The sequence below is a fragment of the Pseudomonas sp. GD04015 genome, from assembly GCF_029837675.1.
GTDB lineage: Bacteria > Pseudomonadota > Gammaproteobacteria > Pseudomonadales > Pseudomonadaceae > Aquipseudomonas > Aquipseudomonas paralcaligenes.
Genome location: NZ_JAOEEE010000040.1, coordinates 24367 through 42334, shown reverse-complemented (window position 1 = coordinate 42334; position 17968 = coordinate 24367). Strand labels below are relative to the sequence as shown.

25 protein-coding genes are annotated in these 17968 nt (G+C 62.5%); 1 reads left to right on the top strand and 24 read right to left on the bottom strand.

All coding sequences use genetic code 11. The features are described 5' to 3' along the window. Positions 1 to 58: 58 nt before the first annotated feature. The gene (locus N7640_RS22670; RefSeq protein WP_220811380.1) at positions 59 to 553 is read right to left on the bottom strand and encodes a single-stranded DNA-binding protein; all 495 of its coding nucleotides are present in this window, start codon (positions 551 to 553) and stop codon (positions 59 to 61) included. A gap of 9 nt (positions 554 to 562) precedes the next feature. Further along, positions 563 to 1957, bottom strand: coding sequence for an MFS transporter (locus tag N7640_RS22665; protein ID WP_279904254.1), 1395 nt, complete (start codon positions 1955 to 1957; stop codon positions 563 to 565). Between the two features lie 393 nt (positions 1958 to 2350). On the opposite strand from N7640_RS22665, the gene uvrA reads away from it, so the two are divergent. Continuing rightward, positions 2351 to 5185 (top strand): excinuclease ABC subunit UvrA, encoded by a 2835-nt coding sequence (gene uvrA / locus N7640_RS22660; RefSeq protein ID WP_279904255.1) that lies wholly within the window; start codon positions 2351 to 2353, stop codon positions 5183 to 5185. Positions 5186 to 5230: 45 nt separating this feature from the next. Here the strand turns inward: uvrA and katG are convergent, their stop codons facing one another. From katG to rpsC, 22 genes are all read right to left on the bottom strand, one after another. Further along, positions 5231 to 7510, bottom strand: coding sequence for a catalase/peroxidase HPI (gene katG / locus N7640_RS22655; RefSeq protein WP_279904256.1), 2280 nt, complete (start codon positions 7508 to 7510; stop codon positions 5231 to 5233). A 178-nt stretch (positions 7511 to 7688) separates the two neighbouring features. Beyond that, the gene (rplQ, locus tag N7640_RS22650) at positions 7689 to 8078 is read right to left on the bottom strand and encodes a 50S ribosomal protein L17 (RefSeq protein WP_021702687.1); all 390 of its coding nucleotides are present in this window, start codon (positions 8076 to 8078) and stop codon (positions 7689 to 7691) included. A 45-nt stretch (positions 8079 to 8123) separates the two neighbouring features. Next, complete coding sequence (gene rpoA / locus N7640_RS22645) at positions 8124 to 9125, bottom strand: DNA-directed RNA polymerase subunit alpha (protein ID WP_043310325.1); 1002 nt, start codon at positions 9123 to 9125, stop codon at positions 8124 to 8126. 22 nt (positions 9126 to 9147) lie between these two features. Then, positions 9148 to 9768, bottom strand: coding sequence for a 30S ribosomal protein S4 (gene rpsD / locus N7640_RS22640; protein WP_220811376.1), 621 nt, complete (start codon positions 9766 to 9768; stop codon positions 9148 to 9150). Between the two features lie 16 nt (positions 9769 to 9784). After that, positions 9785 to 10174, bottom strand: coding sequence for a 30S ribosomal protein S11 (gene rpsK, locus N7640_RS22635; protein WP_021702690.1), 390 nt, complete (start codon positions 10172 to 10174; stop codon positions 9785 to 9787). Positions 10175 to 10204: 30 nt separating this feature from the next. Beyond that, the gene (gene rpsM / locus N7640_RS22630) at positions 10205 to 10561 is read right to left on the bottom strand and encodes a 30S ribosomal protein S13 (RefSeq protein ID WP_220811375.1); all 357 of its coding nucleotides are present in this window, start codon (positions 10559 to 10561) and stop codon (positions 10205 to 10207) included. A gap of 133 nt (positions 10562 to 10694) precedes the next feature. Next, positions 10695 to 10811, bottom strand: coding sequence for a 50S ribosomal protein L36 (gene rpmJ / locus N7640_RS22625; protein ID WP_043217073.1), 117 nt, complete (start codon positions 10809 to 10811; stop codon positions 10695 to 10697). Positions 10812 to 10842: 31 nt separating this feature from the next. Further along, positions 10843 to 12171, bottom strand: coding sequence for a preprotein translocase subunit SecY (gene secY, locus N7640_RS22620; protein ID WP_220811374.1), 1329 nt, complete (start codon positions 12169 to 12171; stop codon positions 10843 to 10845). Next, entirely contained in the window at positions 12172 to 12606 is a 435-nt protein-coding gene (rplO, locus tag N7640_RS22615) for a 50S ribosomal protein L15 (RefSeq protein ID WP_220811373.1), read from the bottom strand. A gap of 3 nt (positions 12607 to 12609) precedes the next feature. Further along, on the bottom strand, positions 12610 to 12786 hold the full coding sequence (gene rpmD, locus N7640_RS22610) for a 50S ribosomal protein L30 (protein WP_021702694.1): 177 nt from the start codon (positions 12784 to 12786) through the stop codon (positions 12610 to 12612). A 2-nt stretch (positions 12787 to 12788) separates the two neighbouring features. Continuing rightward, positions 12789 to 13319, bottom strand: coding sequence for a 30S ribosomal protein S5 (gene rpsE, locus N7640_RS22605; RefSeq protein WP_076426758.1), 531 nt, complete (start codon positions 13317 to 13319; stop codon positions 12789 to 12791). A 3-nt stretch (positions 13320 to 13322) separates the two neighbouring features. Beyond that, positions 13323 to 13673: a 50S ribosomal protein L18 gene (gene rplR, locus N7640_RS22600; RefSeq protein WP_021702696.1), complete on the bottom strand. Its 351-nt coding sequence runs from the start codon at positions 13671 to 13673 to the stop codon at positions 13323 to 13325. A 10-nt stretch (positions 13674 to 13683) separates the two neighbouring features. Beyond that, positions 13684 to 14217 carry a 50S ribosomal protein L6 gene (gene rplF, locus N7640_RS22595; protein WP_137975148.1) on the bottom strand — a complete coding sequence of 178 codons (534 nt, stop codon included), beginning with the start codon at positions 14215 to 14217 and terminating at the stop codon, positions 13684 to 13686. A 12-nt stretch (positions 14218 to 14229) separates the two neighbouring features. After that, positions 14230 to 14622 carry a 30S ribosomal protein S8 gene (gene rpsH / locus N7640_RS22590; protein WP_220811372.1) on the bottom strand — a complete coding sequence of 131 codons (393 nt, stop codon included), beginning with the start codon at positions 14620 to 14622 and terminating at the stop codon, positions 14230 to 14232. 176 nt (positions 14623 to 14798) lie between these two features. Continuing rightward, a complete protein-coding gene (rpsN, locus tag N7640_RS22585; RefSeq protein WP_220811371.1) occupies positions 14799 to 15104 on the bottom strand; it encodes a 30S ribosomal protein S14 in 306 nt (101 codons plus the stop codon). A gap of 14 nt (positions 15105 to 15118) precedes the next feature. Beyond that, positions 15119 to 15658, bottom strand: a complete 540-nt coding sequence (gene rplE / locus N7640_RS22580; RefSeq protein WP_110683341.1) for a 50S ribosomal protein L5 — start codon at positions 15656 to 15658, stop codon at positions 15119 to 15121. A 19-nt stretch (positions 15659 to 15677) separates the two neighbouring features. After that, positions 15678 to 15992, bottom strand: a complete 315-nt coding sequence (gene rplX / locus N7640_RS22575) for a 50S ribosomal protein L24 (RefSeq protein WP_021702701.1) — start codon at positions 15990 to 15992, stop codon at positions 15678 to 15680. 12 nt (positions 15993 to 16004) lie between these two features. Beyond that, entirely contained in the window at positions 16005 to 16373 is a 369-nt protein-coding gene (gene rplN, locus N7640_RS22570) for a 50S ribosomal protein L14 (protein WP_003243907.1), read from the bottom strand. A 22-nt stretch (positions 16374 to 16395) separates the two neighbouring features. Continuing rightward, entirely contained in the window at positions 16396 to 16662 is a 267-nt protein-coding gene (gene rpsQ / locus N7640_RS22565) for a 30S ribosomal protein S17 (RefSeq protein WP_187807876.1), read from the bottom strand. Between the two features lie 2 nt (positions 16663 to 16664). Next, positions 16665 to 16856 carry a 50S ribosomal protein L29 gene (gene rpmC, locus N7640_RS22560; protein WP_021702703.1) on the bottom strand — a complete coding sequence of 64 codons (192 nt, stop codon included), beginning with the start codon at positions 16854 to 16856 and terminating at the stop codon, positions 16665 to 16667. Further along, complete coding sequence (rplP, locus tag N7640_RS22555; protein WP_043310310.1) at positions 16856 to 17269, bottom strand: 50S ribosomal protein L16; 414 nt, start codon at positions 17267 to 17269, stop codon at positions 16856 to 16858. Before rplP ends, rpmC begins: the two co-directional genes overlap by 1 nt. Positions 17270 to 17281: 12 nt before the next feature. Beyond that, positions 17282 to 17968, bottom strand: a complete 687-nt coding sequence (gene rpsC, locus N7640_RS22550; RefSeq protein ID WP_220811370.1) for a 30S ribosomal protein S3 — start codon at positions 17966 to 17968, stop codon at positions 17282 to 17284.

Sequence of the window (17968 nt, the reverse complement as noted above, 5' to 3'; positions counted from 1 at the left end):
AAACGAAAAGGCCCAGCCGCACGGTCGTGTAGCTGGGCCTTTTCAAGGCGCTCGCGACTCAGAACGGAATGTCGTCGTCGAAGCTGTCGTAGTCCGGGGCCGGCTGCTGGGCGGCCGGTTGCGGCGCCGGACGCGGCGCGGCCTGCTGCGGAGCCGGGCGCGACTGCTGCTGGCGCGGGGCGTAGTCGCCGCCGCCTTCGTTGTTGCCGCCGCGGCTGCCGAGCAGCTGCAGAGTGCCGTTCATGTCGACCACGATCTCGGTGGTGTAGCGCTTGACGCCGTCCTTCTCCCACTCGCGGGTCTGCAGGCGGCCTTCCACATAGCACTGCGAGCCCTTGCGCAGGTACTCGCCGGCGATCTCGGCCAGCTTGCCGAAGAACACCACGCGGTGCCATTCGGTGCGGTCCTGCTGCTGGCCGGTCTGCTTGTCCTTCCAGCTGTCGGTGGTGGCCAGGGTGATGTTGGTCACCGCGTTGCCGTTGGGCAGATAACGGGTTTCCGGGTCGCCGCCGACGTTGCCGATCAGAATGACTTTGTTAACCCCACGGGCCATTTCGTTCTCCTAAGCTGAATGCGTCCCCGCGGCCTCTTCGAGCACTCGCTCGAGCAACGCGCGGTCCAGTTGTTGGGTATCCACTTTGATGTACAACGCGGCCTCCTCGGCCACCACGACGGCGTCGCTGACACCGGGTATCGCAAGGAGGCGCCCCACCAGCGCGCCATCGGCGACGGCTTCGGCCGCGAGGGGCCGGCGCAGGCTGGTCACATAAGGCGGCTCGCGCATAGTAGCAGCTGCCAGCAACCAGAAAACCCCCAGCACCGCACAGCCGACGAACACCAGGGCGAGCCCGCCGTGCTGGTACAGCCAGCCGCCGAGGATGCCGCCCACGGCGGCGCCGAGGAACTGGCTGGTGGAGTAAACGCCCATCGCCGTGCCCTTGCCACCGGCCGGCGCCACCTTGCTCACCAGCGAGGGCAGCGAGGCCTCCAGCAGGTTGAAGGCGGTGAAGAACAGGATGAAGCCCAGCACCAGCGCCGTGAGGCTATGGCCGAAGCCCCAGAAGTACAGTTCGCAGAGCACCAGCGCCGCCACCGCGCCGCACAGCACCCGCTTCATCCGGCGTTTCTTCTCGCCATAGATGATGAACGGCACCATGCCGAAGAAGCCGACCAGCAGGGCGCTGAGGTAGACCCACCAGTGCTCTTCCTTGGGCAGGCCGCCCTGGTCCACCAGCGCCAGCGGCAGCACCACGAAGCTGGCCATGAGGATCGCGTGCAGCACGCCGATGCCCAGGTTCAGGCGCAGCAGCTCGCCGTTGCGCAGGGTCGGCAGCAGCGCCTGGCGCGCCACCCCGGATTCGCGGTGCTGCAGGGCGCTGGAGGCGCGCGGCACGAAGACGGCGATGATCAGCATGCCCACCAGTGCCATACCGGCGGTGGCCCAGAACAGCCCGGACAGGCCGAAAGCACGGGTCAGCAGCGGCCCGATCACCATGGCCACGGCGAACGACAGGCCGATGCTCATGCCGATCATGGCCATGGCCTTGGTCCGGTGCTGCTCGCGGGTCAGGTCCGACAGCAGCGCCATCACCGCCGCCGAGATGGCCCCGGCGCCCTGCAGCACGCGGCCGGCGATCACGCCCCAGATGGAGTCGGCGTTGGCCGCCACCACGGCACCGGCGGCGAACACCAGCAGGCCGAGGTAGATCACCGGCAGGCGGCCGATGCGGTCGGAGATCACGCCGAAGGGAATCTGCAACACAGCCTGGGTCAGACCGTAGGCGCCGATGGCCAGGCCGATCAGCGCCGGGGTCGCGCCGGCCAGATCGGTGCCGTAGGTGGCCAGCACCGGCAGGACCATGAACATGCCCAGCATGCGGAAGGCGAACACCAGCGCCAGGCCACCGGCGGCGCGCGTTTCCCTGGCGCTCATGCGTTCGCTGTGCGGATCGTGCATGGAAAAACCCTGAACAAAGAGGCCGGCGATTCTATCAGTCATGACAGGGCCTGTAGACGTTTTGTCGGCATGCGGAGTCCGTACAGAACGCCGCACCGGGGGCCGCATTTTCGACACCTCGGCGCTTTGCCGCGTGGCAGGGCGCGGCCGTATACTGCTTCGTTTCCGCCCGCCACCTGCGAGGCTGCAGTAGGGAGCCTCTAAAAGCGTTGGCGAGGCCGCCAGCGCAAGGCAAAAGCAGGCGAAACGTAGCGCAGCGGAGTAACAGCCATAGGCTGGCCCGCAGGGCGAACGTAGTGAGTCAGAAGCGCAGTTTACGAGTAGTAAATGAGCATTCTGAGCGTGCTTTTAACGCAGCGATGGCAACGCAGGTAGCTTTTAGAGGTTCCCTAAGTGGACAAGATTCTGATTCGTGGCGCCCGTACCCATAACCTGAAAAACATCGACCTGACCCTGCCGCGCGACAAGCTGATCGTGATCACCGGTTTGTCCGGCTCGGGCAAGTCGTCGCTGGCCTTCGACACCCTCTACGCCGAGGGCCAGCGCCGCTACGTCGAATCCCTGTCGGCCTACGCCCGGCAGTTCCTGTCGATGATGGAGAAGCCCGACGTCGACACCATCGAAGGCCTGTCGCCGGCCATCTCCATCGAGCAGAAGTCGACCTCGCACAACCCGCGCTCGACCGTCGGCACCATCACCGAGATCTACGACTACCTGCGCCTGCTCTACGCCCGCGTCGGCATCCCGCGCTGCCCGGACCACGACGTGCCACTGGAGGCGCAGACCGTCAGCCAGATGGTCGACCAGGTGCTGGCCCTGCCCGAGGGCCGCAAGCTGATGCTGCTGGCCCCGGTGATCCGCGAGCGCAAGGGCGAGCACCTGGCGGTGTTCGACGAGCTGCGCGCCCAGGGCTTCGTCCGCGCCCGGGTCAACGGCAAGCTCTACGAACTGGATGAGCTGCCCAAGCTGGACAAGCAGAAGAAGCACTCCATCGACGTGGTGGTGGACCGCTTCAAGGTACGCGAGGACCTGCAGCAGCGCCTGGCCGAATCCTTCGAGACCGCCATCAACCTGGCCGACGGCATCGCCCTGGTCGCGCCCATGGACGATGAAGTCGGCGACGAGATCATCTTCTCCGCGCGCTTCGCCTGCCCGCATTGCGGCCACTCGATCAGCGAGCTGGAACCCAAGCTGTTCTCCTTCAACAACCCGGCCGGCGCCTGCCCGACCTGCGATGGCCTGGGCGTGAAGCAGTTCTTCGACGCCAAGCGCCTGGTCAACGGCGAGCTGACCCTGGCCGAGGGCGCCATCCGTGGCTGGGACCGGCGCAACGTCTACTACTTCCAGATGCTCGGCTCGCTGGCCGCGCACTACGGTTTCAGCCTGGAAGAGCCGTTCGACGACCTGGCCGCCGAACACCAAAAGGTCATCCTGTTCGGCAGCGGCAAGGAAAACGTCGACTTCAAATACCTCAACGACCGCGGCGACATCGTCAAGCGCTCGCACCCGTTCGAGGGCATCATCCCCAACCTGGAACGACGCTACCGCGAGACCGAATCGGCCACCGTGCGCGAGGAGCTGGCCAAGTTCCTCAGCACCCAGCCCTGCCCGGACTGCCGCGGCACCCGCCTGCGCCGCGAGTCGCGCCACGTGTGGGTGGGCGACCGTACCCTGCCGGCCGTGACCGGGCTGCCGGTCGGCGATGCCTGCGACTACTTCGGCGGCATGCACCTGACCGGCCGCCGTGGCGAGATCGCCGAGAAGATCCTCAAGGAAATCCGCGAGCGCCTGCAGTTCCTGGTCAATGTCGGCCTCGACTACCTGACCCTGGACCGCAGCGCCGACACCCTGTCCGGTGGCGAGGCCCAGCGCATCCGCCTGGCCAGCCAGATCGGCGCCGGCCTGGTGGGCGTCATGTACATCCTCGACGAGCCGAGCATCGGCCTGCACCAGCGCGACAACGAGCGCCTGCTCGGCACCCTCACCCACCTGCGCAACCTGGGCAACACGGTGATCGTGGTCGAGCACGACGAGGACGCCATCCGCCTGGCCGACTACGTGGTCGACATCGGCCCCGGCGCCGGCGTGCACGGTGGCCGCGTGGTCGCCGAGGGCACCCCGGACGAGGTGATGAACCACCCCGACTCGCTCACCGGCAAGTACCTCTCCGGCCGCGAGAAGATCCGCTATCCGGCGAAGCGCACCGCCCGCGACAAGAAGAAGTCGCTGAAGCTCAAGGGCGCCCGCGGCAACAACCTGCGCAACGTCGATCTGGAGATTCCGGTCGGCCTGCTCACCTGCGTCACCGGCGTGTCCGGCTCGGGCAAGTCGACGCTGATCAACAACACCCTGTTCCCGCTGGCCGCCACCGCGCTGAACGGCGCCACCACCCTGGAGGCCGCCGCCCACGACTCGTTCGACGGCCTGCAGCACCTGGACAAGGTGGTCGACATCGACCAGAGCCCGATCGGCCGCACGCCACGCTCGAATCCCGCGACCTACACCGGCCTGTTCACCCCGATCCGCGAACTGTTCGCCGGCGTGCCGGAGTCGCGCTCGCGCGGCTATGGCCCGGGGCGCTTCAGCTTCAACGTCAAGGGCGGCCGCTGCGAAGCCTGCCAGGGCGACGGCGTCATCAAGGTGGAAATGCACTTCCTGCCGGACATCTACGTGCCGTGCGACGTGTGCAAGGGCAAGCGCTACAACCGCGAGACCCTGGAGGTGAAGTACAAGGGCAAGAGCATCACCGAGGTGCTCGACATGACCATCGAGGAGGCCCGCGAGTTCTTCGATGCCGTGCCGGCCCTGGCGCGCAAGCTGCAGACCCTGGTCGACGTGGGCCTGTCCTACATCAAGCTGGGCCAGAGTGCGACCACGCTGTCGGGCGGCGAGGCCCAGCGGGTCAAGCTCTCCCGCGAGCTGTCCAAGCGCGACACCGGCAAGACCCTGTACATCCTCGACGAGCCGACCACCGGCCTGCACTTCGCCGATATCCAGCAACTGCTCGACGTGCTGCACCGCCTGCGCGACCACGGCAACACCGTGGTGGTGATCGAGCACAACCTGGACGTGATCAAGACCGCCGACTGGCTGGTCGATCTCGGCCCCGAGGGCGGCTCCAAGGGCGGCATGATCATCGCCACCGGCACGCCCGAGGAGGTCGCGGCGAACAAGGCGTCGCACACGGGCCACTTCCTCAAGCCGCTGCTGGAACGCGATCACGCCTGAAACGAAAAAGCCCCGCGATTGCGGGGCTTTTTCTGGCTACGGGCCTCAGGCCGCCAGATCGAAACGATCCAGGTTCATCACCTTGGTCCAGGCGGCGATGAAGTCCTCGAGGAACTTCGCTTCGCCAGCCGGGCCGGCATACACCTCGGCCACCGCGCGCAGCACCGAGTTGGAGCCGAACACCAGATCGACGCGCGATCCGATCCACTTCACTTCGCCGGTCTGCCGATCACGACCTTCGAACACCTGGCGATCCTCCGACACCGGCTTCCACGCCGTGCCCATGTCGAGCAGGTGGGTGAGGAAGTCGTTGCTCAGGCTACCGGGACGCGAGGTGAACACCCCGGTCTGCTCGCCACCGACGTTGATGTTGATCGCCCGCAGGCCGCCGAGCAGTACCGTCAGCTCCGGTGCGGTCAGGGTCAGCAGTTGCGCCTTGTCGATCAGCAGCGCTTCGGCCGGTATCCGGTAACGGCCCTTGAGGAAGTTGCGGAAGCCGTCGGCGATGGGTTCGAGCACGGCCATGGCCTCGACGTCGGTCTGCTCCTGGGAAGCATCCATCCGCCCCGGGGCGAAGGGCACGCTCAGCTCATGGCCTGCGCTCTTCGCCGCCTGCTCGATGCCCGCCGAACCGGCCAGCACGATCAGGTCGGCCAGCGAGATTTTCTTGCCACCCGCCTGCGCCACGTTGAACTCGCCCTGGATGCCTTCCAGCACCTGCAGCACCCTGGCCAGCTGCTCCGGCTGGTTGGCGGCCCAGTCCTTCTGCGGTGCCAGGCGGATGCGCGCACCGTTGGCGCCACCGCGCTTGTCCGAGCCGCGGAAGGTCGAGGCCGAAGCCCAGGCGGTGCCTACCAGTTCGGACACCGACAGGCCGGAGGCCAGCACCTTGGTCTTGAGCGCCGCGACGTCCTGCTCGTCGACCAGGGCATGATCGACCACCGGGATCGGGTCCTGCCAGATCAGCTCCTCGGCCGGGACTTCCGGGCCCAGGTAGCGGGAGCGCGGGCCCATGTCGCGGTGGGTGAGCTTGAACCAAGCGCGGGCGAAGGCGTCGGCGAACTGGTCGGGGTTCTCCATGAAGCGACGGGAGATCTTCTCGTAGGCCGGGTCGAAGCGCAGCGACAGGTCGGTGGTCAGCATGGCCGGGGCGTGGCGCTTCGCGCCGTCGTGCGCATCCGGAACCGTGCCCTCGCCCATGCCGTGCTTGGGCTTCCACTGGTGCGCGCCGGCCGGGCTCTTGGTCAACTCCCACTCGTAGCCGAACAGGTTCCAGAAGAAGTTGTTGCTCCACTTGGTCGGCGTGGTGGTCCAGGTCACTTCCAGGCCGCTGGTGATGGTGTCGCCACCCTTACCGCTGCCGAACGCGTTGCTCCAGCCCAGGCCCTGCTGTTCCAGGTCGGCAGCTTCCGGCTCGGCGCCCACATTGTCGGCCGGGCCGGCACCGTGGGTCTTGCCAAAGGTGTGGCCGCCGGCGATCAGGGCCACGGTTTCCTCGTCGTTCATCGCCATGCGCGCGAAGGTCTCGCGGATGTCGTGCGCAGCGGCGATGGGGTCGGGATTGCCCTCCGGGCCTTCTGGGTTCACGTAGATCAGGCCCATCTGCACGGCGGCCAGCGGGTCTTCGAGGTTACGGCCCTGGCTGTCGGTACGATCCTGTTCGTTGCCGTGCAACGCGGGCTCGGCCACCAGGGTGCCTTCGCCGCCCTTGCCGTAGCGTGCGTCGCCACCCAGCCAGGTGGTCTCGGTGCCCCAGTAGAGGTCCTGATCCGGCTCCCAGGTGTCTTCGCGGCCGCCAGCGAAGCCGAAGGTCTTGAAGCCCATCGACTCCAGGGCGACGTTACCGGTGAGGATCAGCAGGTCGGCCCAGGAGATGCTCTGGCCGTACTTCTGCTTGATCGGCCACAGCAGGCGGCGCGCCTTGTCCAGGCTGACGTTGTCCGGCCAGCTGTTGAGCGGGGCGAAGCGCTGCTGGCCACGGCCGGCGCCACCACGGCCGTCACCGGTACGGTAGGTGCCGGCGCTATGCCAGGCCATGCGGATGAACAGCGGGCCGTAGTGGCCGAAGTCGGCGGGCCACCAGTCCTGGGAGTCGGTCATCAGGGCCTTGAGGTCCTGCTTCAGCGCATCCAGGTCGAGGCTGCCGAAGGCCTTGGCGTAATCGAATGTTTCCCCCAGCGGGTTGGACTTCGACGAATGCTGGCTCAGCAGGTCCACGCGCAGCTGGTTCGGCCACCAGTCGCGATTCGCCGTACCGCCACCGGCGGTGTGTTTGGGGGTGGTGTCGCCCGAGAACGGGCACTTGCCTTCGCTCTTCTGCTCCATTTTTTCTTCTCCTCATCAGCCTTCGATCGGCTGGCCTCGTGGCCAGTGATGGGAAAAGTCTAGAAGAGAGCAGTCGATCCAACCAATTTATTGGGTCGAACAGATCGATAGCTGAAAACTTTCATGTAGCAACAAAAAACCGGGCGCCAGGCCCGGTTTCTTGTACAGCAGAAACAGCTTATTCAGCAGCTTCTACGGCTTCGCCAGCGACCTGACGGTCAACCAGCTCGACGTACGCCATAGGGGCGTTGTCGCCAGCGCGGAAGCCGCACTTCAGGATGCGCAGGTAGCCGCCCTGACGGGTGGCGTAGCGCTTGCCCAGATCGTTGAACAGCTTGCCGACGATGGCTTTCGAACGGGTACGGTCGAAGGCCAGACGACGGTTGGCGACGCTGTCTACCTTGGCCAGGGTGATCAGCGGCTCGGCAACGCGGCGCAGTTCCTTGGCTTTCGGCAGGGTGGTCTTGATCAGTTCGTGTTCGAACAGCGACACCGCCATGTTCTGGAACATGGCCTTGCGGTGGGCGCTGGTGCGGCTCAGGTGACGGCCACTTTTACGATGACGCATGATTGAAATTCCTTACCAAACTTTCGGTTCGGTGATTACGGACGATCAGGCAGTAGCCTTGTCGTCCTTCTTCAGACTTGCCGGCGGCCAGTTGTCGAGGCGCATACCGAGGGACAGACCACGGGAGGCCAGAACGTCCTTGATCTCGGTCAGGGACTTCTTGCCCAGGTTCGGCGTCTTGAGCAGCTCTACTTCGGTGCGCTGGATCAGATCACCGATGTAGTAGATGTTCTCCGCCTTCAGGCAGTTGGCCGAACGTACGGTCAGCTCGAGGTCGTCGACCGGACGCAGGAGGATCGGATCGATCTCGTCTTCCTGCTCGACCACTACCGGCTCACTGTCGCCCTTCAGATCAACGAAGGCCGCCAGCTGGTGCTGGAGGATGGTCGCGGCACGACGGATGGCCTCTTCAGGGTCCAGGGTGCCGTTGGTTTCCAGGTCGATGACCAGCTTGTCCAGGTTGGTACGCTGCTCGACACGGGCGTTTTCCACCACGTAGGCAACACGACGGACCGGGCTGAACGAGGAGTCCAGTTGCAGACGACCGATGCTACGGCTTTCGTCTTCATCGCTCTGACGGGCGTCAGCCGGCTCGTAGCCACGGCCACGACGCACGGTGAGTTTCATGTTCAGAGCGCCGTTGTCCGCCAGGTTGGCGATTACGTGATCGCCATTGACGATCTCGACGTCGTGATCCAGCTGGATATCGGCAGCAGTGACCACACCCGAGCCCTTCTTGGCCAGAGTCAGGGTGACTTCGTCACGACCGTGCAGCTTGATGGCCAGGCCTTTCAGGTTGAGCAGGATCTCGATCACATCTTCCTGCACACCTTCGATGGCGGAGTACTCGTGGAGTACGCCGTCGATCTCGGCCTCGACTACTGCACAGCCAGGCATGGAGGACAACAGGATGCGACGCAGCGCGTTGCCCAGGGTATGGCCAAAACCACGCTCGAGGGGCTCGAGGGTGATCTTGGCGCGGGTCGAACTGACCGCCTGAACGTCGATATGACGGGGGGTCAGGAACTCATTTACCGAAATCTGCATGGATGCACCTATTTTCTAGCCCTTACTTGGAGTAGAGCTCGACAATCAGGCTTTCGTTGATGTCGGAGGACAGATCGCCGCGAACCGGAACGCTTTTGAACACGCCGGATTTCTTCTCAGCATCTACTTCAACCCACTCAACGCGACCACGCTGGGCGCACAGGTCGAGAGCCTGAGCAACGCGCAGCTGGTTCTTGGCCTTTTCGCGAACCGCAACCACGTCACCAGCCTTGATCTGGTAGGACGGGACGTTCACGGTCGAACCGTTCACGGTGATGGCTTTGTGCGATACCAGCTGGCGGGATTCGGCGCGAGTGGCACCAAAGCCCATGCGGTAAACCACGTTGTCCAGGCGGCACTCCAGCAGTTGCAGCAGGTTCTCGCCGGTAGCGCCCTTGCGACGGGCAGCTTCCTTGTAGTAACCACTGAACTGACGCTCCAGCACGCCGTAGATGCGGCGGACTTTCTGCTTCTCGCGCAGCTGGGTACCGTAATCGGACTGACGGCCACGGCGAGCGCCGTGCTGGCCGGGAGCCGCTTCGATGTTGCACTTGGATTCGAGCGCGCGCGCACCACTCTTCAGGAAGAGATCGGTGCCTTCACGACGAGACAGTTTGCACTTGGGACCAATGTAACGAGCCATTCTTCACTGTCTCCTATTACACGCGACGCTTCTTCGGCGGACGGCACCCGTTGTGCGGGATAGGCGTCACGTCGGTGATGCTGGCGATTTTGTAGCCGCAGGCGTTCAGAGCACGCACAGCGGATTCGCGACCCGGACCCGGGCCCTTGACGTTCACGTCGAGGTTCTTCAGGCCGTATTCCAGAGCAGCCTGACCGGCACGCTCGGCAGCCACCTGGGCAGCGAACGGGGTGCTCTTACGGGAACCGCGGAAACCGGAACCACCGGAGGTAGCCCAGGACAGGGCGTTGCCCTGACGGTCGGTGATGGTCACGATGGTGTTATTGAAAGACGCGTGGATATGGGCGATCCCATCAACCACTGTCTTTTTGACTTTCTTACGAGTACGAGCAGCTGGCTTAGCCATGACTTATATCCTGTCGATTCGCGGGCGCAATTACTTGCGGATCGGCTTACGCGGGCCCTTGCGGGTGCGCGCGTTGGTCTTGGTGCGCTGACCGCGGACCGGCAGGCCACGGCGATGACGCAGACCGCGGTAGCAGCCCAGGTCCATCAGACGCTTGATCTTCATGTTGACTTCACGACGCAGGTCACCTTCAGTGGTGAGCTTCGCGACTTCGCCACGCAGTTGCTCGATCTGCTCGTCAGAGAGATCCTTGATCTTTGCCGCCGGATTGACACCGGTGGTCGCGCAGATTTTCTGCGCAGTGGTGCGACCAACACCGTAGATGTAGGTCAGCGAGATAACAGTGTGCTTGTTATCCGGAATGTTGACGCCTGCAATACGGGCCATTCAGTGGAACTCCAATTGACAGCTACCCACGCCCTGGAAGCCAAGAAATAGGGCGCGCGATATTAGCGCTGTAATAACAAAGAATCAACCCGGCAGCGCACTAGCTGCCGGGCTCATTACGCGTGACTCACACTCAGCCTTGGCGCTGCTTGTGACGCGGCTCCGCGCTGCAGATCACGCGCACGACGCCGTCGCGACGGATGACCTTGCAGTTGCGGCACAGCTTCTTGACCGATGCACGAACTTTCATCAGTAACTCCTAGAACCTTACGGAAACCATGTCAGCGGAGCATTCCGCCGCCATAGCCCTTCAGGTTGGCTTTCTTCATCAGGGACTCGTACTGGTGAGACACGAGGTGGGATTGCACTTGGGCCATAAAGTCCATGACAACCACGACCACGATCAGCAACGAGGTCCCGCCAAGGTAGAACGGTACGTTGGCTGCCACCTGCAGGAACTGCGGGAGGAGGCAAACGGCCGTCATGTACAGAGCACCGAACATGGTCAAGCGGGTCAGCACGCCATCGATATAGCGCGCGGATTGCTCGCCCGGACGGATGCCCGGAATAAAGGCACCGGACTTCTTCAGGTTTTCCGCTACGTCTTTCGGGTTGAACATCAGCGCCGTGTAGAAGAAGCAGAAGAAGATGATCCCTGCACTAAACAGCAGAATGTTCAACGGCTGGCCGGGAGCGATCGCCTGCGAGATGTCCTGCAGCCAGCCCAGACCGTCGGACTGGCCGAACCAGGTTCCCAGCGAGGCCGGGAACAGCAGGATGCTGCTGGCGAAGATGGCCGGGATCACGCCCGCCATGTTCACCTTCAGCGGCAGGTGGCTGGTCTGCGCAGCGAAGACCTTGCGGCCCTGCTGACGCTTGGCGTAGTGCACCGCGATGCGACGCTGGCCACGCTCGATGAACACCACGAAACCGATGATCGCTACCGCCAGCAGACCGATGGCGATCAGGGCGAAGATGTTGATATCGCCCTGACGAGCAGACTCGAAGGACTGCCCGATCGCCGACGGCAAGCCGGCCACGATGCCCGCAAAGATCAGCATCGAGATACCGTTGCCGACACCCCGCTCGGTGATCTGTTCGCCCAGCCACATCATGAACATGGCGCCGGCCACGAAGGTCGTCACCGCCACGAAGTGGAAGCCGAAATCACCCGAGAATGCGACGCCCTGGCTGGCCAGGCCGACGGACATGCCGACAGCCTGGACGATCGCCAGGACGAGAGTGCCGTAGCGGGTGTACTGGCTGATCTTGCGACGGCCAGCTTCCCCTTCCTTCTTCAACTGCTCCAGCTGCGGGCTGACGGCGGTCATCAGCTGCATGATGATCGATGCCGAGATGTACGGCATGATCCCCAGCGCAAAGATGCTCATCCGCTCCAGCGCGCCGCCGGAAAACATGTTGAACAGGCTAAGAATGGTCCCCTCGTTCTGTCGGAACAGGTCGGCCAGCCGGTCAGGGTTGATTCCGGGCACCGGAATGTGCGCGCCGATCCGATAGACGATGATCGCCAGGAACAGGAAACGCAGTCGAGCCCAGAGCTCGGACAACCCGCCATTGCTTAGCGCGGAGAGAGCACCTTGCTTAGCCATTTAGTCCTCGAACTTACCGCCAGCTGCTTCGATGGCCGCACGCGCACCCTTGGTGGCGGCGATACCTTTCAGGGTGACCGCGCGACCAACCTCGCCGGACAGCATGACTTTCACACGCTGCACGTTCTGGTTGATGACGTTGGCATCCTTCAGCGACTGCAGGGATACGACGTCGCCTTCCACCTTGGCCAGCTCGGAGGTACGCACTTCGGCGCGATCCATGGCTTTCAGGGAAACGAAGCCGAACTTCGGCAGACGACGGTGCAGCGGCTGCTGGCCACCCTCGAAGCCCGGAGCGATGGAGCCACCGGTACGGGAGGTCTGACCTTTGTGGCCGCGGCCACCGGTCTTGCCCAGGCCGCTACCGATGCCACGGCCCGGACGGTGCTTCTCGCGACGGGCACCCGGCGCGGAACGCAGATCGTTCAGTTGCATGGATTAACCCTCTACACGCAGCAGGTAGTAAGCCTTGTTGATCATGCCGCGGTTTTCAGGAGTGTCCTGAACTTCCACGGAGTGACCAATGCGGCGCAGGCCCAGGCCCTTGACGCAAGCTTTGTGGTTGGCCAGACGGCCGTTGGTGCTCTTGATCAGAGTGACTTTGACGGTAGCCATGATCAGAGGATCTCCTCGACGCTCTTGCCACGCTTGGCAGCCACGGATTCCGGCGACTGCATGGCCTTCAGACCCTTGAAGGTGGCGTACACCACGTTCACCGGGTTGGTGGAGCCATAGCACTTGGCCAGAACGTTCTGCACGCCAGCCACTTCCAGCACGGCACGCATGGCGCCGCCGGCGATGATGCCGGTACCTTCGGAAGCCGGCTGCATGAACACGTGGGACGCGCCATGGACGGACTTCATCGGGTATTGCAGGGTGGTGCCGTTCAGGTCGACCTGAATCATGTTGCGGCGTGCAGCTTCCATCGCCTTCTGGATGGCGGCCGGCACTTCGCGGGACTTGCCGCGGCCGAAACCGACGCGACCTTTACCATCACCCACCACGGTCAGCGCGGTGAAGGTGAAGATACGGCCACCCTTTACGGTCTTGGCAACGCGGTTAACCTGGACCAGCTTCTCGATGTAGCCTTCGCCCTGGGCATCGTCGCCGCGATTGTCGCGATCGCGCTTTTGCTCGTGATTTGCCATAACTTAGAACTCCAGCCCGCCTTCACGAGCAGCATCAGCCAGCGCTTTCACACGGCCGTGGTACTTGAAGCCAGAACGGTCGAACGCCACCTGGGTGACGCCAGCGGCTTTCGCGCGCTCGGCAACCAGCTGACCGACTTTCTTGGCCGCGTCGACGTTGCCGGTGGCGCCGTCACGCAGTTCTTTGTCCAGGGTCGAGGCGCTGGCCAGAACCTTGGCGCCGTCGGCCGAAATGACCTGGGCGTAGATGTGCTGGGAAGAGCGGTACACGCTGAGGCGTACGGTTTCCAGCTCGCGCATTTTCAGGCGTGCCTTGCGAGCGCGACGCAGACGAGTTTCTTTCTTTTCGCTCATTTGCTATGCCCTACTTCTTCTTAGCTTCTTTGCGACGTACGACTTCGTCGGAGTAACGCACACCTTTGCCTTTGTACGGCTCAGGACGACGGAAGTCGCGGATCTCCGCAGCCACCTGACCGACCAACTGCTTGTCGATGCCCTTGATCAGGATATCGGTCTGGCTGGGGGTTTCGGCGGTAACGCCCTGCGGCAGTTCGTAGTCGATCGGATGGGAGAAGCCCAGCGCGAGGTTCAGCACCTGGCCCTTGGCCTGGGCCTTGTAGCCCACACCGACCAGCTGCAGCTTGCGCTCGAAGCCTTGGCTCACGCCAATGACCATGTTGTTGACCAGTGCACGGGTGGTACCGGCCATGGCACGGTTCTGCTGATCGCCATTGCGGGCGGCAAAACGCAGCTCACCGGCGTCCTGGATGACTTCCACGGACGAGTGCACGTTCAGTTCGAGGGAGCCCTTGGCACCCTTGATCGAAAGCTGTTGGCCTGCGAGTTTGACCTCGACACCAGCCGGCAGCTTGACGGGGTTCTTAGCAACGCGAGACATGCTTATCCCCCCTTAGAACACGGTGCAGAGCACTTCACCGCCGACACCGGCAGCGCGTGCAGCGCGATCAGTCATCACACCTTTGTTGGTGGAGACGATGGAAACGCCCAGACCGCCGCGAACTTTCGGCAGCTGATCAACAGGCTTGTACTGGCGCAGGCCAGGACGGCTGATGCGTTTCACTTCCTCGATGACCGGACGGCCTTCGAAGTACTTCAGCTCGATGGACAGCTGCGGCTTGGCGTCGCTGCTGACCTGGTATCCCGCGATGTAACCTTCATTCTTCAGAACGTTGGCTACTGCCACCTTCAGCTTGGAAGACGGCATGCTTACTACCGACTTTTCAGCCATCTGGGCATTACGGATACGAGTTAGCATGTCCGCTAACGGGTCCTGCATACTCATGGGCTAGATGCTCCTGATACAAAAAGAACAGCCTTTCGGCTGGAACCATCCTCGAGCTCGGCAAATGCCAGGCTCAGGAGAGCCGGACATTCTAGAGATCGATCAAAAATGAATCAAGCCCCAAAAGGGGCTTGAGCGATAAAACAAAGCCGGCGCTAGGCCGGCTTCGCTTTTTCTTACCAGCTGGCTTTCACCAGACCCGGTACATCACCACGCATCGCAGCTTCGCGCAGCTTGTTACGGCCGAGGCCGAACTTGCGGTACACGCCGTGCGGACGGCCGGTGATGCGGCAACGGTTACGCAGGCGGCTGGCGCTGGCGTCACGCGGTTGCTTTTGCAGGGCGATCTGGGCTTCCCAACGCTGCTCCGGAGTGGAGTTCGGGTTGGCGATGACAGCTTTCAGCTCGGCACGCTTCTTGGCGTACTTGGCTACCGTTTGCTGACGCTTCAGCTCACGGTTCTTCATGCTCATTTTGGCCATGATCCAAACTCCAATCAGTTGCGGAACGGGAAGTTGAAGGCGCGCAGCAGAGCGCGACCTTCATCGTCCGTACGGGCAGTGGTGGTCAGGGTGATGTCCAGACCACGCAGCGCATCGATCTTGTCGTAATCGATTTCCGGGAAGATGATCTGCTCTTTGACACCCATGCTGTAGTTGCCACGACCATCGAAGGACTTGGCATTCAGGCCGCGGAAGTCACGCACGCGCGGCAGGGAGATGGAGAGCAGGCGATCCAGGAACTCGTACATACGATCGCGACGCAGAGTCACCTTGACACCGATCGGCCAGCCTTCACGAACCTTGAAGCCAGCAATGGACTTGCGGGCGAAGGTCACGACGGGCTTTTGACCAGTGATCTTTTCCAGGTCGGCAACGGCGTTCTCGATGATCTTCTTGTCACCGATCGCTTCGCCAAGACCCATGTTCAGGGTGATTTTGGTAACGCGCGGAACTTCCATCACGTTGGCCAGCTGCAGTTCTTCCTTCAGCTTGGGCGCGATTTCCTTCCGGTAAATCTCTTTCAGTCGTGCCATGGTGTTTTACCTATGATTCTCAAGCGCCAACCGGCTTTTGGGTGGACTTGAAGACACGAATTTTCTTGCCGTCTTCGACTTTGAAGCCAACGCGGTCAGCCTTGTTGGTTTCACCGTTGAAGATGGCGACGTTGGAAACGTGCAGCGGCGCCTCTTTCTCGACGATACCGCCCTGAACACCAGCCATCGGGTTCGGTTTGGTATGACGCTTGACGAGGTTGATGCCGCCGACGATCAGACGATCGTCAGCCAGCACTTTCAGCACCTTGCCACGCTTGCCCTTGTCTTTGCCGGCGATGACGATGATCTCGTCGTCACGACGAATCTTTTGCATGACGGCTTCTCCTTACAGCACTTCGGGGGCGAGCGAGACGATCTTCATGAACTTCTCGGAACGCAGTTCACGAGTCACCGGCCCGAAGATACGGGTGCCGATCGGCTCTTGCTTGTTGTTCAGCAGAACAGCAGCGTTGCCGTCGAAGCGGATGATCGAGCCATCGGCACGGCGAACGCCGTGACGGGTACGGACCACGACAGCGGTCATTACCTGGCCTTTCTTCACCTTGCCGCGCGGAATCGCTTCCTTCACGGTGACCTTGATGATGTCGCCGATACCGGCGTAACGACGGTGCGAACCACCAAGGACCTTGATGCACATAACGCGACGAGCACCGCTGTTGTCAGCGACGTCGAGCATGGATTGAGTCTGAATCATATCTTTCTCCGACCCTTAGTCCTTAGACTTCCACGGCACGTTCGACGACTTCCACCAGGGCCCAGGACTTGGTCTTGGCCAGCGGACGGGTCTCACGGATGGTGACCTTGTCGCCGATCTTGCACTGGTTGGTTTCGTCGTGGGCGTGCAGCTTGGTCGAACGCTTCACGTACTTACCGTAGATCGGGTGCTTGACGCGGCGCTCGATCAGAACGGTGATGGTCTTGTCCATTTTGTCGCTGACGACGCGGCCAGTCAGCGTGCGGACGGTTTTCTCAGCTTCAGCCATGATCACTTACCTGCCTGCTGGTTGAGCACAGTCTTCACGCGAGCGATGTCGCGCTTCACTTGCGAGAGCAGGTGAGACTGCCCCAACTGACCAGTTGCCTTCTGCATGCGCAGATTGAACTGGTCGCGCAGCAGACCGAGCAGTTGCTCGTTCAGCTGCTGAACCGATTTTTCACGGAGTTCTTTCGCTTTCATCACATCACCGTCCGCTTAACAAAGGAGGTGGCGAGGGGCAGCTTTGCAGCAGCCAGGGCGAAAGCCTCACGCGCCAGCTCTTCCGGAACACCTTCGATCTCGTACAGCACCTTGCCCGGCTGGATCTGAGCTACCCAGTACTCGACGCCACCCTTACCTTTACCCATCCGCACTTCGAGGGGCTTTTTGGTAACTGGCTTGTCCGGGAACACACGGATCCAGATCTTGCCGCCACGCTTCACGTGACGAGTCAGGGCACGACGGGCCGATTCGATCTGACGAGCAGTCAGGCGACCACGGGAAACAGCTTTCAGGGCGAATTCGCCGAAGCTGACCTTGCTACCGCGATGAGCCAGACCACGGTTGTGGCCGGTCATCTGCTTGCGGAATTTTGTACGCTTGGGTTGCAACATGTTGCGTACTCCTTACTTAGCAGCTTTCTTGCGAGGCGCCGGGGCGACAGGCTTCAGCTCTTCTTGGCGGCCACCGATGACCTCGCCCTTGAAGATCCAAACCTTCACACCGATCACACCGTAGGTGGTGTGCGCTTCGTAGGTGGCGTAATCGATATCGGCACGCAGGGTGTGCAGGGGCACACGACCTTCGCGGTACCACTCGGTACGGGCGATTTCCGCGCCACCGAGACGACCACTCACCTGGATCTTGATGCCCTTGGCACCAATACGCATGGCGTTCTGTACGGCGCGCTTCATGGCGCGACGGAACATGACGCGGCGTTCCAGCTGCTGAGCAACGCTCTGAGCTACCAGCATACCGTCGAGCTCCGGCTTGCGGATCTCTTCGATGTTGATGTGCACCGGCACACCCATTTGCTTGGTCAGGTCCTGACGCAGCTTCTCAACATCTTCACCTTTCTTGCCGATCACGATGCCGGGACGAGCGGTGTGGATGGTGATGCGTGCGGTTTGAGCCGGGCGAGCGATGTCGATACGGCTTACGGACGCGCTTTTTAGTTTGTCTTGGAGGTACTCACGCACCTTCAGGTCGGCAAACAGATAATCAGCGTATTGACGCTTGTCTGCGTACCAGACGGAGGTGTGCTCCTTGACGATTCCCAGGCGGATGCCAACGGGATGTACTTTCTGACCCAT

Bases quoted from the DNA above. Each gene is read 5' to 3' on its own strand.
- N7640_RS22670 (WP_220811380.1), bottom strand. From the start codon at position 553: ATGGCCCGTGGGGTTAACAAAGTCATTCTGATCGGCAACGTCGGCGGC.
- N7640_RS22665 (WP_279904254.1), bottom strand. From the start codon at position 1,957: ATGCACGATCCGCACAGCGAACGCATGAGCGCCAGGGAAACGCGCGCC.
- katG (WP_279904256.1), bottom strand. From the start codon at position 7,510: ATGGAGCAGAAGAGCGAAGGCAAGTGCCCGTTCTCGGGCGACACCACC.
- rplQ (WP_021702687.1), bottom strand. From the start codon at position 8,078: ATGCGTCATCGTAAAAGTGGCCGTCACCTGAGCCGCACCAGCGCCCAC.
- rpoA (WP_043310325.1), bottom strand. From the start codon at position 9,125: ATGCAGATTTCGGTAAATGAGTTCCTGACCCCCCGTCATATCGACGTT.
- rpsD (WP_220811376.1), bottom strand. From the start codon at position 9,768: ATGGCTCGTTACATTGGTCCCAAGTGCAAACTGTCTCGTCGTGAAGGC.
- rpsK (WP_021702690.1), bottom strand. From the start codon at position 10,174: ATGGCTAAGCCAGCTGCTCGTACTCGTAAGAAAGTCAAAAAGACAGTG.
- rpsM (WP_220811375.1), bottom strand. From the start codon at position 10,561: ATGGCCCGTATTGCAGGCGTCAACATTCCGGATAACAAGCACACTGTT.
- rpmJ (WP_043217073.1), bottom strand. From the start codon at position 10,811: ATGAAAGTTCGTGCATCGGTCAAGAAGCTGTGCCGCAACTGCAAGGTC.
- secY (WP_220811374.1), bottom strand. From the start codon at position 12,171: ATGGCTAAGCAAGGTGCTCTCTCCGCGCTAAGCAATGGCGGGTTGTCC.
- rplO (WP_220811373.1), bottom strand. From the start codon at position 12,606: ATGCAACTGAACGATCTGCGTTCCGCGCCGGGTGCCCGTCGCGAGAAG.
- rpmD (WP_021702694.1), bottom strand. From the start codon at position 12,786: ATGGCTACCGTCAAAGTCACTCTGATCAAGAGCACCAACGGCCGTCTG.
- rpsE (WP_076426758.1), bottom strand. From the start codon at position 13,319: ATGGCAAATCACGAGCAAAAGCGCGATCGCGACAATCGCGGCGACGAT.
- rplR (WP_021702696.1), bottom strand. From the start codon at position 13,673: ATGAGCGAAAAGAAAGAAACTCGTCTGCGTCGCGCTCGCAAGGCACGC.
- rplF (WP_137975148.1), bottom strand. From the start codon at position 14,217: ATGTCTCGCGTTGCTAAGAACCCCGTCAAGCTGCCGGCTGGTGTCGAG.
- rpsH (WP_220811372.1), bottom strand. From the start codon at position 14,622: ATGAGTATGCAGGACCCGTTAGCGGACATGCTAACTCGTATCCGTAAT.
- rpsN (WP_220811371.1), bottom strand. From the start codon at position 15,104: ATGGCCAAAATGAGCATGAAGAACCGTGAGCTGAAGCGTCAGCAAACG.
- rplE (WP_110683341.1), bottom strand. From the start codon at position 15,658: ATGGCACGACTGAAAGAGATTTACCGGAAGGAAATCGCGCCCAAGCTG.
- rplX (WP_021702701.1), bottom strand. From the start codon at position 15,992: ATGCAAAAGATTCGTCGTGACGACGAGATCATCGTCATCGCCGGCAAA.
- rplN (WP_003243907.1), bottom strand. From the start codon at position 16,373: ATGATTCAGACTCAATCCATGCTCGACGTCGCTGACAACAGCGGTGCT.
- rpsQ (WP_187807876.1), bottom strand. From the start codon at position 16,662: ATGGCTGAAGCTGAGAAAACCGTCCGCACGCTGACTGGCCGCGTCGTC.
- rpmC (WP_021702703.1), bottom strand. From the start codon at position 16,856: ATGAAAGCGAAAGAACTCCGTGAAAAATCGGTTCAGCAGCTGAACGAG.
- rplP (WP_043310310.1), bottom strand. From the start codon at position 17,269: ATGTTGCAACCCAAGCGTACAAAATTCCGCAAGCAGATGACCGGCCAC.
- rpsC (WP_220811370.1), bottom strand. From the start codon at position 17,968: ATGGGTCAGAAAGTACATCCCGTTGGCATCCGCCTGGGAATCGTCAAG.